Genomic DNA, 15,341 nt, shown 5'->3' on the forward strand with positions numbered 1-15,341 from the left:
GTGCCTCACGGGGGTGTCGGATGAACGGTGAACCCGGATCGGGCCACCCGCACGCCAGCTATCGCATCGCCATCATCGGCTCGGGGCCGGCCGGACTGAGCGCGGCCGCGCGCGCGGCCGAACTCGATGCCGCCGAGCGGCCGGGTCAGCCGCCCAGCCACGTGCTGCTCGAAGCTTCGGACGCCCACGCGCGCACCATCCAGCGCTACCAGAAGGGCAAGTTCGTGATGGCCGAGCCCGGCTTTCTCGACTTGCGCAGCCCGCTGCGCTTTCGCGCGGGTACGCGGGAAGCGGTGCTGGCGGCCTGGGCACAGGGCATCGAACGCCTGGGCATCCACGTGCGCTATCGCGCCGAGGTGGTCGCCATCCGCGGCCAGCGCGGCGCGTTCGAAATCACGCTGAAGAACGGCAGCAGCGTACGCGCCGAGCATGTGGTGCTGGCGATCGGGCTCGAGGGCCAGCCGAACCGCATCGGTGCGCCGGGCGAGGATTGCGGTCTGGTCCACTACCAGCTCGACGACCCCGAAGCCTGGCGCGGCGAAACCATCGTCGTGGTCGGCGCAGGCGATTCGGCGATCGAGAACGCGCTCGGTCTGTCGCGCAACAACGCTGTGCACATCGTCAACCGCCGCGACGAGTTCTCGCGCGCCAAAGAAGGCAACCTCAACGCGGTGCTGCGCGCGATCAACGACCGCAGGCTCGACTTCCACTGCCACTACCGCGCCACCGTCGAACGGATCGAGCCTGCGAGCGCGGACGGCCGCGGCGCGATCGTGTTGAACACACCCGAAGGCCAGCGCCGCATCGCCTGCCACAAGGTGCTGGCGCGGCTGGGCGGCACGCCGCCGCGCAGGTTTCTGGAAGCCTGCGGCGTGGGTTTTCCCAGTGACCGTCCCGACGCCCTGCCGGTTCTCGATGCGCAATACCAGAGCAGCGTGCCGGGCCTGTACGTGATCGGCTCGCTGGCGGGCTTTCCGCTGATCAAGCAGGCGATGAACCAGGGCCAGGACGTGGTCGACAGCCTGCTCGGCCGCGCGGTGCGCCCGGTCGATCACGTGCTGCTGGCCCTGCAGTTTGCCGGTCTGCCGTATGTGGCCGAGGTCGAGGAGATCCTCGCCCTGTACCAGCAGCGGGTGCCGATGTTCCGGCGCATGAGCGCGCTGGCCTTTCGCGAGCTGCTGATCGAGAGCCGCTTGATTGTCAGCTTCGGCGACGCCGACAGCGTGCGCTCCGCGCGGGCGCAGGTGGAGAGGGGCGTCGCCGCACGTCGCGCTGAGCAGCGTGCGCGGCGCGAGGCCCAGCTGGAGCAGATGCGCCGCGCCGGCGAGAGGCCCAGCGAAAGCGATCTCGCCGATCCGCCCGAGCCACGCGCCACCGAAGTGCTGGAGGCCGACAGCGCCTTGTTCCGCACCGGCGACTACAGCAACGGCTTCTACACCGTGCTGGAAGGCGAGGTGCGTCTGCGCCACAGCGGCAGCAGCAGCGAGCTGATCCTGAAGCCGGGGCAGTTCTTCGGCGAGATGAGCCTGATCTCGGGACGGCCGCGCAGTGGCGACGCTTTCGTCGGCGCCGACACGATCCTGATCGAGACGCCGCGGCGGACGATGGTGAAGCTGCTCAACTCGAACGACGAGGTGCGCGCCGGCGTCGACTGGATCTTTATCGTGCGCGCCCTGCAGGGGCAGTTCGCGCCGGCGCTGCCGGTGGCCGAGCTGCGCGCCATTGCACAGGCCGCCAAGGTGCGCAGCTTCGCCGCCGGCGAGCTGCTCTACAGCGAAGGCGAGACTGGTGACTGCCTGCATCTGGTGCGCAGCGGCACCATCGCGCTGACCCGCGGCGGCGGCCTGGTTGGGCATGCACAGAGCGGCCAGCTCTGCGGACAGATGGCCTTGATGGGCGATCCGCTGCGCCGAGAGACCGCGCGCGCGGCGGTGCGCACCGAGACCATCCAGCTCGGTCGCGCCGAGTTCCTGGAGCTGCTCAAGAAAGATCCGCAGCGGGTCGGCGCCCTGCAGGCCGAGACCAGCCAGCAGCTGCGCAACTTCTCGGTGCTGGAAGCCCTGCCCGAAGGCGGCGAGCTGGTGTCCTTCCTGATGGCCGAAGGCCTCGGCGAGGCGACCAATGCCCTGCTGATCGACGAATCGCTGTGCGTGGGCTGCGACAACTGCGAGAAGGCCTGCGCCGACACCCACGGCGGGCTGTCGCGGCTGGATCGCCACCGTGGGCGCTCACACGCCGCGGTGCACGTGCCGATCTCCTGCCGGCACTGCGAGCACCCGCACTGCATGAAGGACTGCCCGACCGATTCGATCCATCGCGCGATCGGCGGCGAGGTTTTCATCGACGACCGCTGCATCGGCTGCGGCAACTGCCAGACGCACTGCCCCTACGGCGTGATCCGCATGGAATACGCCGCGCCGAAGAAGCCCAGCCTGCTCAGCTGGCTGCTGTTCGCGACCGGCCATGGGCCCGGCGAAGACATCGGCGCGGCCCCCGACAAGGCCGCCAAAGCAGCCGGCAGGAAGGCGGTCAAATGCGACGCCTGCCAAGGCATCGACGGCGGCCCGGCCTGCGTGCGCGCCTGCCCGACCGGTGCCGCGGTGCGCACTTCGCCGGCGGGCTTTGCCGCGCTGGTCGAGAAGCGCCTGCATGGCTGAGCCCGCCTCCAGCTTTCTGGGGCCTTCGGCGCGCCGGCATGCCGCCTGGGCCACGGGCCTGTGCATGGCTTCGATCGCGCTGTACCTCTCGCAGCCGTCCAGCCTGCCGCCCAACGGCGGCAGCTGGCAGGGCTATGTGCTGGGCTCGCTCGGCGCCCTGCTGATCCTCTGGCTGGCCCTGCTCGGCCTGCGCAAGCGCCGCTACCGCAGCACGCTTGGTTCAATGCAGGGCTGGGTCGCCGCACACGTGATGTTCGGCTTGGCGCTGGTGGTGGTGGCGACGCTGCACAGTGCGTTCCAGCTCGGCTGGAATGTTCACAGCCTGGCTTACGTGCTGATGTGCGTGGTGATTGCCAGCGGGGTCTATGGGCTCTACGCCTATCTGCGCCTGCCGCGACGTCTCGCGGAGGTGCATGCCGGGCGCCGCCGCGAGGACTGGCTGACCGCGCTGAACCGCATCGACGATGAAATGCGCCGCGTCGCCCAGCAGGCCGATGCCACCACGCTGGCCGTGGTCGAAAGCGCGATCGACCGCACCACGCTGGGCGGCGGCGTGCTGGCCCAGGTGCTCGGTCGCGATCACTCGCGCATGCTCGATCCCTCCGCGCAGCCGGCGGGCTCGCGCACCTGCGCCAACCGCTTCCAGCAGCCGCTGCTCGACTACCTCGCCGCGCGCGTGCCGCAGGCGCGCAAGCGTGATGAGGCGGCAGCCCTGCAGGGTCTGCTCGGCCTTGCCGCCCAGCGCGCACGCGCGCTGGCCGTGCTGCGCGTCAGCGTGGCGCTGCAGGCGCGCCTGCAGCTCTGGCTGTACCTGCATATCCCGCTCACCATCGGCCTGATCGCAGCGCTGCTGGTGCACATCCTCGTCGTCTTTCTGTACTGGTAGGCCGCCGTGCTGATCCTGCTGCGCCGGGTATACCGCGATCGCAAGGGCGCCGAGACCCTCGTTGAAGCCAGCCACGAGGGCGGGCTGATCACGCTCGGCCATCGCAATGACCAGACCCTGCCCTTGCACGATCCCTCGATCGCGCCGCGCCACCTGACCCTGCAGCCGCTCAGCGGCGGTCGCTTCTCGCTGCGCTGCGTGGGCGCGTCGCGGGTGCAGCGCGAGGGTGAGAGCCTGCAGCGCGTCGTGCTCAGCCCCGGCGAGTCGATCGACATTGGCGCCCAGCAGCTGCGCGTCATCGAGGCCCCAGCCGGCTTCGATGGCGCCCTGCAGCTGACCCAGATCGAGCAGGACCAGGCCTTCGGGCCGGCCACGCATTTCCAGATCGAACTGAAGCAGACCGGCCTGCCGATGCGCCGCTTGGCTTGGGCCTCGGCGGCGTTCGCGCTCCTGCTGCTGGCGCTGCCGCTGGCGGGCTACGTCCACCCCGCGCTGGGCAGCTGGCTGCGCGCGCATGCGCCGCTGCTGTCGGATGCCGTGTGGTCGAGCGGGCCGCTGGCGAACGCCCACCACACGCTGGAGATCGACGTCGACTGCAATGCCTGCCACCTGCGCCTGTTCGAGACCACGCCCGACCGCGGCTGCCTGGACTGCCACACGGGCCTGCCCGGCCATGTCGATCTGGCGGCGCTGTCGGTGCCCAAGCTCGAAGACGCCCACTGCGCCGGCTGCCACAAAGAGCACAACGAGCCGGCCATGCTGGTGCGCGAGGACACGGCTCTTTGCGTCGACTGCCATCAGGCCTTGCCCGAGGTCGCCACGCACCGCGGCATGGCCCGCGCGGAGCAGGCCTTCGCGCAGGCGGTGACGGCGTTCCGGGCCGATGCACACCCGCCGTTCCGCTTCAGTCTGCTGCGCTTCGACGCCGCGGCCTCGACCTGGTCGACCGAGCGCATCCGCCCCGAGCCCGCGCTGCCGCCGCGCGAGAGCTCGAACCTCAAGTTCCCGCACGATGTTCACCTCGATCCCAAGCGCGTCTACGTGCGCGGCGAGGGCGACCGCGCGCTGGGCTGCGTCGATTGCCACCGCTTGAACGTCGACGGCGAGCACTTCGAGCCGATCACCATGGAGAACAGCTGCCGCAGCTGCCACGGCCTGGGCTTCGACGAAGACGAGCCCGAGCGCCAGCTGCCGCATGCGGCGGTGCGCGCGGCCGTGCTGGCGCTGGAGGAGCACTACATCCGCCAGTTCGCGGACACCGCCAAGACCATCGAGGTCGGCCAGCGCAACCGCCGTCGCCCGGCGCAGGCCGAGCGTGACCCCTGTCCCGAGGGCATCCTCGCCTGTGGACGCGAACGCGCCGAGATCGAGGCCCACAACCAGTTCACCCGCTCCGGCTGCGTCACCTGCCACGAGGTCACCGTGCATCCCGAGCGCAGCGTCTACGAGCGCTGGCAGATCCTGCCGGTCAAGCTGGTGGCGGACTTCCACCCGATGGCGCGCTTCGACCACGTCGCCCACCTCACGCGTCGCGACACCTTGGCGCAGGACGACGCCACCTGTCTGGATTGCCACGCGGCCGCCGTATCGGGTGCCAGCAGCGACGTGCTGATGCCGGCCATCGACACCTGCCTCGACTGCCACAGCGAAGAACGCGGCATCCAGAACGTGCAGCTCGCCTGCACCGGCTGCCATGGCTTCCATCTGCCGGGGGCGACGCCGATGCAGGCGGCGCTGCCCGATTCACATCCGACCGCGCGCGCGGCGGCAGGAGGTGGGGAATGATCGGGATTCTGATGCCGCTGCGCGTGGCCTTGGGGTACGGCGCGCGCCTCGCAATGCCCATAGGGTGGGTCTTGACCCACCGGAGCTTCACGCGCGCCCCGGTGATCGCGAAGCCCATAGGGTGGGTCTCGACCCACCATGGCCTCGACCAGGCCGCGCCCTTTCCACGCGCCACGCCTCGCGTGTCCTCGTGTGTCGTCACTGACGTCGTAGGCACCGTAGCGGTGGGTCAAGACCCACCCTATGCAGAAGCGAAGCCCATAGGGTGGGTCTCGACCCACCGTGGCCGCGATCCTGCCGCGGCTTGCTCGCGCGCCACGCGTCTCGCGCCCTCGCGTATCGGCAGCGACGGCGTAGGCAGCGCAGCGGTGGGTCAAGACCCACCCTATGTGGCCCCGAGGTTCATCGGGCGCGCTGGGTGGGGCATCCTGCTGGCGCTCGTCGCGAGCCTCGCCTGTGCCGCCGATCCGCGGCCCGAGCGCGAAGGCGGGCTGCGCGGGCAGGGCGCGGATCTGACAGCGTCGGCGCCCCAGCTGCGCGCCGCTGCTGCGCCTGCGATCTGCGCGTCCTGCGTGCAGGCCGCCGGCCTTGAAGCTTCGCAGACGCTCAGCGCGGCCGAGGTCGGCCAGGTCATTGCCCAAGCGGTGGCGCAGGCGCGCGCCGACACTGCGGTCGCCACGATTGCCGTGGTCGACCGCGTCGGCAACGTGCTGGGCGTCTACGCGATGAGCGGTTCGGCGCGGGATCTGCGCGTTGCGAGCACGGCCACCGGCGCGCCTGCCATCGACGGCGGACTCGAGGGCATCGTCCTGCCCGCCGCTGTGGGCGGCCCCGCGCTCGCAGCAATTGCCAAGGCCGTGACCGGCGCTTACCTGTCCAGCGGCGGCAACGCCTTCAGTACCCGCACTGCCAGCCAGATCGTGCAGCAGCATTTCAATCCGGGCGAGCTCAACCAGCCCGGTGGCCCGCTGTTCGGCGTGCAGTTCAGCCAGCTCGCGTGCTCGGACTTCATGCGCCGCGCCAGTCTCATGCAGGGCATGACCGGGCCCAAGCGCTCGCCGCTGGGCCTGTCGGCGGACCCGGGCGGCTTTCCGCTGTACAAGCAGGGCGTGCTGGTCGGCGGCGTCGGCGTCAGTGCCGATGGCCGCTACACGCTGGACCCCAGCGTCGCCGACTTCGACCAGGATCTCGACGAGCGGATCGCGCTTGCTGCCACCCTGGGCTTCGACGCGCCGCGCGACATCCAGGCCAGCCGCATCACCGTCGACGGCAAGGTGCTGCGCTTCAGCGATGCCTCTGCCGGACAGCTCGCCAGCGGCGTGGCCGGAGCCCGTTTCTCTGCCCTCAACGCAAGCGCCGGCAGCCTGCTCGACGTGCCTGGCTACGGCGGCGGCGCCTTGCGTGGCGGCAGCGCGTTCGGGCTCACCGAATCCGGCCTGCGGCTGGCGCCCGCCGCCCAGTTCGGCGGCAGCGAAGCCTTCGTCTGGGTCGATGCCTTCGATGCACCGCGCCACCCGCCGCGCGCCGGCAGCGAAACCGCGGCTGCGCTCAGCGAAGCCGAAGTCACCGCCCTGCTGGCCGAGGCGCTGACGATTGCCGACGCCAGCCGGGCGCAGATCCGGCGCCCGCTGGGTTCGAATGCACGGGTCTCGATCGCCGTGGTCGACAGCCGCGGCGAGATCCTCGGCATGGTGCGCTCGCGCGATGCGCCCGTGTTCGGCGCCGACGTCTCGCTGCAGAAGGCGCGTTCGGCGGCCTTCTTCAGCGCGCCGAACGCCGGCGATTTCATTCGCAGCCTCAGCGCGCCGACCGTGCTGCTGGACGCGAACCTCGCGCCGCGCCGCACGATCGATCTGCGGCCGGTCGCGGCGGCCTTCGACGCGTTCCTGGGGCGCCCCGCGCTGGACGGCAGCGTGGCTTTCTCGGCGCGCTCGATAGGCAACCTGGCGCGGCCCTTCTACCCGGACGGCATCCTCACCGCCCAGCCGGGGCCGCTGTCGGCGCCGCGCGGTCAGTGGAGCCCCTTCGCCACCGGCTTCCAGCTCGATCTGGCGCTGAACGGCATCGTCCAGCATGTGGCCCACACCGCGGACCTGCCGGGCTTCGCCAACGACACGCCGGACAACTGCGCCGGTGTCGCGCTGGGCAGCGGCGCATCGACGGCGCCCTCGCGCCAGCTGGCCAACGGGCTGCAGATCTTCCCCGGTGGGGTGCCTGTGTACCGCGGCGATCGCATGATCGGCGCGGTTGGCGTGTCGGGCGATGGCATCGACCAGGACGACATGATCGCCTTCCTCGCCGTGCATCGTGCTGGACTGCGGACGGGCGGCGGACTTGGCAATGCGCCGCCGGCGCGTCGCGCGGACCAGCTGGCGCCGCAGGGCGCGCGCTTGCGCTATGTGCAGTGTCCCTATGCGCCCTTCCTCGGCTCGAATGCGCAGAACGTCTGCGCCGGACTGTGAGCATCCCCATGGCTGCCCCCCACGCGCCGCTGAAACGCACCCTGCTGACGCTCGGCGTGCTGCTCGCGCTGCTGGCCGCACAGCGCCTGGCCGCGCAGAACGAGCTGCCGAAGACTGACGGCTTCGAGACGAGCACACCGGAAGCCACTGAGGCCGCGCCACCCGCCTTCAGCCGCAGTCGCGTTCCCGACTGCGAGCCGCTCAAGGCCGAAGACCTGCGCGTGCGCTCGCGGCGGCGGCCCGGCGATGCCGGTCTGGACTGCGTGCCGACCTACGACGAGGCGGCCGATCCGCGCACGCGGTCCCGCCTGCGTGACGAATCGCAGATCGAGCCGCGCGTCGACCACGGCATGCCTTCGCCGCTGGGCGCGCCTTCGCCCGATATCGCGCCGGTGCCTGACCGCTGGCGCATCGTCGACGCCCTGTACGGCGTGAACCTGTGGGATCCGTACAACCGCAACGTGCTGAAGGGCGACAGGCCGGTCCGCAATGGCGACGAGTTCTTCTCCGTCACGGCGATTGCGGACACCGTGCTGCAGACCCAGCGCTCGCCCACACCGGTCGGCTTCCAGAGCACCGAGCGGCCGGGTTCGAACGACGTGTTCGGCAATTCGCGGCAGGAGGTTTTCGTCGAGACGCTTTTGGTCGAGCTGGTGTACCTGAAGGGCAATACGGTGTTCCGTCCGCCCGACTACGAATTCCGCCTGACCCCGGCCTTCCAGTACAACCGCGTCGATCTTGAGGAAACCCTGGCGCTGAACGTCGACCCGCGCCGCGGCACGCGCCGCAGCGATCGCCACTTCGGCCTGCAGGCCGCCTTCTACGACTACCACCTCCGCGACGTGTCGGAGCACTACGACTTCGACAGCGTGCGCGTCGGCATCCAGCCAATGACCGCCGACTTCCGCGGCTTCCTGTTCAACGATGTGCCGCTGGGCGTGCGCCTCTTCGGCACGCGCAGGAACAACGTGTTCCAGTACAACCTCGGCCTGTTCCGGCGACTGGAGAAGGACACCAACAGCGGCCTGAACGACCTCGGCGAGTCGCCCCGCAAGGACGACGTCCTCATCGCCAACCTGTACTGGCAGGACCTCGGCACGCTCGGGCTGACCTCGCAGTTCGCCTTCCTGTACAACCGCAATCGCGAGGACGGCGAGTTCTACTTCGATCGCAACGGCTTCATCGCGCGGCCGGCGAGCTTCGGCGACGAGCGCCCGCGCCGCTACGACGTCGGCTACTTCGGCTACAGCGTCGACGGCCACATCGATCGGCTCAACGTGAGCGGCAGCGCGTACTACGCGGCCGGTCGCGAGAAGAACGGGGCCTTCAGCAGCGAGCCCTCCGACATCCGCGCGGCGTTTGCGGCCGCCGAGCTGTCGATGGATTTCTCCTGGATCCGGCCGCGCCTGTCCCTGCTGTACGCCAGCGGTGATTCCGATCCCTTCGACGATCGCTCGGAGGGCTTCGATGCGATCTTCGAGAACCCGCTGTTCGCCGGCGCCGACACCAGCTACTGGATCCGCCAGTCGGTGCCCCTGGTCGGCGGCGGGCGCGTCGCGCTGTCGGGCCGCAATGGCCTGCTGAACTCGCTGCGATCGAGCAAGGAGCAGGGCCAGAGCAACTTCGTGAATCCGGGCCTGCATCTCATCGGTGCCGGCGTCGATCTGGATCTCACGCCCGAGCTGCGGCTGTCCTTCAACGCCAACGGCCTGTGGTTTGACGCGACCGAGGTGCTGGAAGTCGCACGCCAACAGCCGGACATCCCGCGCCACATCGGCACCGATGTCTCGGCCGCGCTGATCTGGCGACCCTTCATGACCCAGAACGTGGTGATGCGGCTGTCGTACGCGGCCCTGCTGCCTGGCAGCGGGTATCGCTCACTCAATCCGGATCAGGGCCGCCCGCACTCGCTGCTGGCCAACCTGATCCTGACCTACTGACGAGGGCGATCATGATCGCGCAGACATTCGCGGTGATCCGCTCGCTGCAGCGTATCCGGGCGTGCATCGGGTGGGGATCGACCCACCGGAGCCGCGCCCTTCGCCCGTGCATAGGGTGGGTCTTGACCCACCGGTACTTCGCTCTGGCCTCGGTCCCCGCACGAGCACAGGAGGGTGCCTGCGATGGGCGGGGCGAGCGTCGAGGTTCGGTGGGTCAAGACCCACCCTATGGTCCTGCGTTGGCTATGGCAGTGATCAGCCGCGCCGCACCCGCTTTTCCCGCAGCGACCTTCGTCGTGTCGACGGCTTGCCGCGATCACCGACGTAGCGCAACGGTGGGTCAAGACCCACCCTATGCTTTCGCGGTGCCCACAGGGTGGGTCTTGACCCACCGCAGCCGCGCCCTTCGCGCGTGCATAGGGTGGGTCTCGACCCACCGCAGCCGCGCCCTCCGCGCGTGCATAGGGTGGGTCTTGACCCACCGGAGCTCCGCTCTGGCCTCGGTCCCCGCCCAAGCGCAGGAGGGTGCCTGCGATGGGCGGGGCGAACGTCGAGGTTCGGTGGGTCAAGACCCACCCTATGGGCGCGTTTTGCTTTCGGCGGTGCTGATGCTCGCCTCAAGCCTGTGCCTCGCCGCTGGCGGTAACTACGAAGCGGTCGAGCGCAGCGACCCGATGACCGCACCCGCGCCTGCGGGGCAAACCGCGGCGCAGGCGCATGCCAAGTCGGAAGGTTGCCTCGACTGCCACACCAAGACCGACATGCCGACCATGCATGCCAACCCGGCCGTCCAGCTGGGCTGCGTCGACTGCCACGGCGGAGACGCGAGCGTGCGCGTCCCCGAAGGTACGACGGCCGGCAGCGACGACTACACACAGTGGATGCAGCAGGCCCACGTGCTGCCGCGCTTTCCCGAGGCCTGGCCGAGCAGCGCCACGCCCGAGCGCACTTACACCCTGCTCAACGAAGAGCGGCCGGAGTTCATCCGCTTCATCAACCCGTCGGACTACCGCGTCAACGAGTTCGCCTGTGGCGCCTGCCATCAGTCGGTGATCGATGCCACACGGCGCAGTCTGATGGCGACCGGCGCGATGTTCTGGTCGGCGGCGGCCTACAACAACGGCATCCTGCCCTTCAAGCAGTCGATCCTCGGCGAGAGCTACACAGCCGATGGCCAGCCCGGGAAGCTGCTGGCGCCGATCCCACCAACGCCGGAGATGAAGTCGCGCGGCATCCTCGCCGAGCTCCTGCCGCTGCCGGCCTTCGAGACGATCAAGCCGGGCGACAACTTCCGCGTCTTCGAGCGCGGCGGCCGCAACATCCTCAGCCTGTTCCCCGAAACCGGCGTGCCCAACATCGCCGGCAACATCCAGCGCCTGGAAGAGCCCGGCCGCCCCGATATCCGCCAGAGCAACCGTGGCCCTGGCACCGGTGCGCGCATTTCCGTTCCCGTGCTGAACATGCACAAGACGCGGCTCAACGACCCGATGATGTGGTTCGCCGGCACCAACGACCAGCCCGGCGACTACCGCCACTCGGGCTGCGCGTCCTGCCATGTGGTCTATGCCAACGACCGCGACCCGCGCCACTCGGGGCCCTATGCCGCGCACGGCCATGCCGGCATGAGCGCGAGCGCCGACCCGACCATTCCGAAGGACCGCTCGGGGCACGCGATCACCCACGGCTTCACCCGCGCGATCCCCAGCAGCCAGTGCATGGTCTGCCATATGCACCAGCCGAACATGTTCATGAACACCTTCCTCGGCTACACCATGTGGGACTACGAGTCCGACGCTCCGCACATGTGGCCGGCGCAGCAGCAGTACCCGGATGCCAAACGCATGCGCGAGGTGCTGGAGCGCAACCCCGAGGGCGCGGCGCCGCGCGGCAACTGGGCCGACATCGACTTCCTCGCCAAGGTCTGGGATCTGAACCCGCAGCTCAGCGACACCCAGTTCGCCGACTACCACGGCCACGGCTGGAACTTCCGCGGCGTGTTCAAGCGCGATCGCGAGGGCAATCTGCTGGACGCCGAAGGCCAGCAGGTCGCGAACGACGACCCCGAGAAGTTCAAGAAGGCCGTGCATCTGTCGTCCATCCACGTCGACGTTGGCATGCACTGCGTGGACTGCCACCTCAACAGCGATGGCCACGGCAACGGACACATCGTTGGCGAGGTGGCGATGGCGGTCGAAGTCGGCTGCAAGGACTGCCACGGCGATGCCGACAGCTATCCCAGCCTCTACACCTCGAACCCGGCGGCCTTGAACGGCGGCCAGGACCTGCGCCTGCTGCGCACGCCCGATGGCCGACGCCGCTTCGAGTGGGTTGGCGACAGACTCTTCCAGCGCTCGATGCTGGACCCGAACCTCGAATGGGAGATGAGCCTGGTGCGCGACAGCGTCACCCCGGGCAATGCCCACTACAACGCGAAAGCCGCGCGCGCCAAGACGATGTCGACCGACACCGCGACCCAGGCCTTCGGGCCCGAGGTCGCGCCGGCCGACTATGCGCACAGCTCCGAGAAGATGGAGTGCTACGCCTGCCACACCAGCTGGACGACGACCTGCGGCGGCTGCCATCTGCCGGTCGAGGCCAACTGGAAGACCGAGCGCCACCACTACGAGGGCGGGGCAACGCGCAACTACGCGACCTACAACCCGCAGGTCGCGCGCGACGAGGTCTTCATGCTGGGCCGGCACAGCCCGGCCAAGGGCGGCAAGATCGCGCCGGTGCGCAGCTCCTCGGCGCTGGTGCTGTCCTCGACCAATGCCAACCGCGAGCGGATCTACGTGCAGCAGCCGCCGATCGCGGCAAGCGGCTACAGCTCGCAGGCGATGAATCCGCACTACCCGCACACCGAGCGCAAGACCGAGACCCGCGTCTGCAGCGACTGCCATCTGTCGGCCGAGCGCGACAACAACGCGATCCTCGCGCAGACGCTGATGCTCGGCACCAAGTTCATCGATTTCGTCGGCTTCAATGCCTGGGTCGGCGGCGCGGGCGAAGTGGCCGCGGTACAGGTCACCGAATGGGATGAACCGCAGGCGGTGATCGGCAGCTACCTGCACCGCTACGCCTATCCGGACTGGTTCAAGGCGCACGAGGAGCGCGGACGCGAGCTGACCACCCTGCATCGGCACCGCTCGGGCGAGGTCGGCTGCCTGCAGCTGCGCGGCGAGTATCTGTTCGCCGCCGCAGGCGACGAAGGTCTGCGTGTCTATGACGTCGCCAACATCGCCAACAAGGGCTACAGCCAGCGCATCGTCAGCGCGCCCTTTTCGCCGCTGGGTCAGAGCTCGCGGCTGGACTCGGCCAATGCCACCTGCCTCAGTCTGGTCACCACCCAGCCCGTGCATCCGGCGCGCAATGAAGGCGAGCAGATGCGGGTGGACAACCAGGAACAGCCCTTCCACCCGATCTACAGCTACGCCCTGGTGACCGATGCGGTCGAGGGCCTGATCCTGGTCGACATCAACACCTTCGCCGACGCCGAGCCGCGCAACAACCGCATCGAGCGCGCGCTGACCTGGAACCCGGACGGTGCGCTCACCGGCGCGCGGCACATCGAGATGGCCGGCTACCGCGCCTACATCAGCACGCCGCGCGGCGTCGTCGTGGTCAACCTCGATTCGCCGCTGGCGCCCAAGGTGGAGGCCTTGATCTCACTCGTCGGCGCGCGGGCGGCGGCCGTGCAGTTCCGCTACCTGTTCGTGCTCGACGACGAGGGTCTCAAGTCGGTCGACATCACCCACCCGGCCGCACCGCGGGTGATCGCCAACAACACGATCGCGCTGGCCGATGCCCATCGGGTGTTCGTGGTGCGCGACTACGCCTATGTCGCCGCCGGCAGCGAGGGTCTGGTGCTGGTGGATATCCGCCGACCCGAGACCCTGCGCGAGTACCAGCGCCTGGGCGCGGCCGAGGGCATCGCAGATGCGCGCGACGTCGTGGTCGCCACCACCAATGCCTCGCTGTTCGCCTACGTCGCCGACGGCGGCGAGGGCCTGAAGGTGCTGCAGCTGACCTCGCCGGCCAGCCAGCCCAACTTCTACGGATTCAGCCCCGCGCCGAAACCCGAGCTGATCGCACGCTATCCAACCCGGCGGCCGGCGCTGAGTCTGTCGCGCGCGCTGGAGCGCGATCGCGGCGTCGATGAAACCGGCGGCCAGGTCGCGGTGTTCGGGCGGCTGGGTTCGCGTCCGCTGAATCTCGAAGAGATGCAGCGTCTGTACCTCAACAAAAACGGGGAGCCCTGGTATGTCCACGATCAGCTGCCTGAGTAAGGCCGCCGCGCTGGCCCTGCTCGCCTTCGCTTCGGTGGCGCAGGCGCAGCCGCCCGAGCAGCAGGTCAGTCACCAGCACATGGGCCCTGCGAGCTGCGCATCCAGCGCCTGCCACGGTCGCGTCTCGCCCGAGTCGAACGCCAACGTGCGGCTCGACGAATACCGGATATGGTCGCGCGAGGATCGCCACGCCCGCGCCTACCAGACGCTGTTGAGCGACGCGTCGAAGGCGATCGCGCGGCGGCTGGGTATCGGCGAGGCGCACGAGGCCCAGGTCTGCCTCGACTGCCACGCCGACAACGTGCCCGAGGCGCAACGCGGCGAGAAGTTCCAGTTGAGCGATGGCGTCGGCTGCGAGGCCTGCCACGGTGGCTCCGAGGCTTGGCTGGCTTCGCATGCCGAGGCCGGGGCTACCCACGCCGACAATCTCGACAAGGGCCTGTATCCGCTGTCCGATGTCGGCCAGCGCGCCGAGCTGTGTCTGTCCTGCCACTACGGCAACAGCGCGAAGTTCGCCGGCCACGACATGATGGCGGCGGGGCATCCGCGCCTGTCCTTCGAGCTGGTCGCATTCACCGCCAACCAGCCCGCGCACTTCGATTTCGACGAGGACTACGAGCGCCGCAAGAGCCCGCAGCCGGCGATCCGTCTGTGGATCGAGGGTCTGGCATACGCGGTGAAGGCGCAGACCGCCCTGCTGCGCAGCGAGCGCGTGCACCGCGGCGGCCTGTTTCCCGAGTTGGCGGTGTTCGACTGCCACGCCTGCCATCACCCGATGGACGACCGCCGCAATGCGCAGACCGCCGTGCACGCCGGTTTGGGGCAGGGGGCGGTGCGGGTCAATGACAGCAGTGCCCTGCTGCTGATCGCCGCCCTCGAAGTCTTCGATCCCGCGCAGGCGACGGCGCTGCGCGGCGAGCTCAACGCCCTGCACCGCGCGAGCGCGCGCAGCTTGGCCGATCTGCGCACGACGGCCGCGAGCATGGACCGCCGCATGGACGGCGTGCTGACCGCCCTGCAGGGCCGCAGCTTCAAGCCGGAAGACCTGCGCAGCCTGCGCACGGCCCTGCTCAAGCGCGCCGGCGCCGGCGCCTACCGCGACTTCGCCGCCGCCGAGCAGGCCTACTTCGCGATCGAGACCCTGTGCATCGAACTGGGCGAAGGCGAGCGCTTGAAGCCGCAGTTGAACCAGCTGTTCGCCAGCCTGGAAGACGAGCACCGATTCCGGCCGGATCGCTTCTCCACCGCGGCGCAGCGGCTGCCCGGTGCGCCCTGAAGGGCTGGCGCAGGTGCAGGCCGCGGCCGAGAATGCGCGCACTGCGGGC

At 69.5% G+C, this 15,341-nt stretch carries 7 protein-coding genes; all 7 read left to right on the forward strand.

Annotation, left to right across the window (positions count from 1 at the left end; genetic code table 11):
- The first annotated feature begins 20 nt into the window (after positions 1 to 20).
- The 7 genes from H4O13_00415 (at position 21) to H4O13_00445 (ending at position 15,292) form a co-directional block, all read left to right on the forward strand.
- On the forward strand, positions 21 to 2,657 hold the full coding sequence (locus H4O13_00415; GenBank protein ID MBE5313847.1) for a cyclic nucleotide-binding domain-containing protein: 2,637 nt from the start codon (positions 21 to 23) through the stop codon (positions 2,655 to 2,657).
- A complete protein-coding gene (locus H4O13_00420; GenBank protein ID MBE5313848.1) occupies positions 2,650 to 3,543 on the forward strand; it encodes a hypothetical protein in 894 nt (297 codons plus the stop codon). Before H4O13_00415 ends, H4O13_00420 begins: the two co-directional genes overlap by 8 nt.
- Before the next feature lie 6 nt (positions 3,544 to 3,549).
- Positions 3,550 to 5,328, forward strand: a complete 1,779-nt coding sequence (locus H4O13_00425) for a hypothetical protein (GenBank protein ID MBE5313849.1) — start codon at positions 3,550 to 3,552, stop codon at positions 5,326 to 5,328.
- Between the two features lie 53 nt (positions 5,329 to 5,381).
- A complete protein-coding gene (locus H4O13_00430) occupies positions 5,382 to 7,790 on the forward strand; it encodes a heme-binding protein (protein ID MBE5313850.1) in 2,409 nt (802 codons plus the stop codon).
- Between the two features lie 44 nt (positions 7,791 to 7,834).
- On the forward strand, positions 7,835 to 9,730 hold the full coding sequence (locus H4O13_00435) for a hypothetical protein (protein ID MBE5313851.1): 1,896 nt from the start codon (positions 7,835 to 7,837) through the stop codon (positions 9,728 to 9,730).
- A gap of 608 nt (positions 9,731 to 10,338) precedes the next feature.
- Entirely contained in the window at positions 10,339 to 14,016 is a 3,678-nt protein-coding gene (locus H4O13_00440; GenBank protein ID MBE5313852.1) for a hypothetical protein, read from the forward strand.
- On the forward strand, positions 13,991 to 15,292 hold the full coding sequence (locus H4O13_00445; protein MBE5313853.1) for a hypothetical protein: 1,302 nt from the start codon (positions 13,991 to 13,993) through the stop codon (positions 15,290 to 15,292). Before H4O13_00440 ends, H4O13_00445 begins: the two co-directional genes overlap by 26 nt.
- The last annotated feature ends 49 nt before the right edge of the window (positions 15,293 to 15,341 follow it).

Source organism: Lysobacterales bacterium, from assembly GCA_014946745.1.
Classification (GTDB): domain Bacteria; phylum Pseudomonadota; class Gammaproteobacteria; order Xanthomonadales; family Xanthomonadaceae; genus Aquimonas.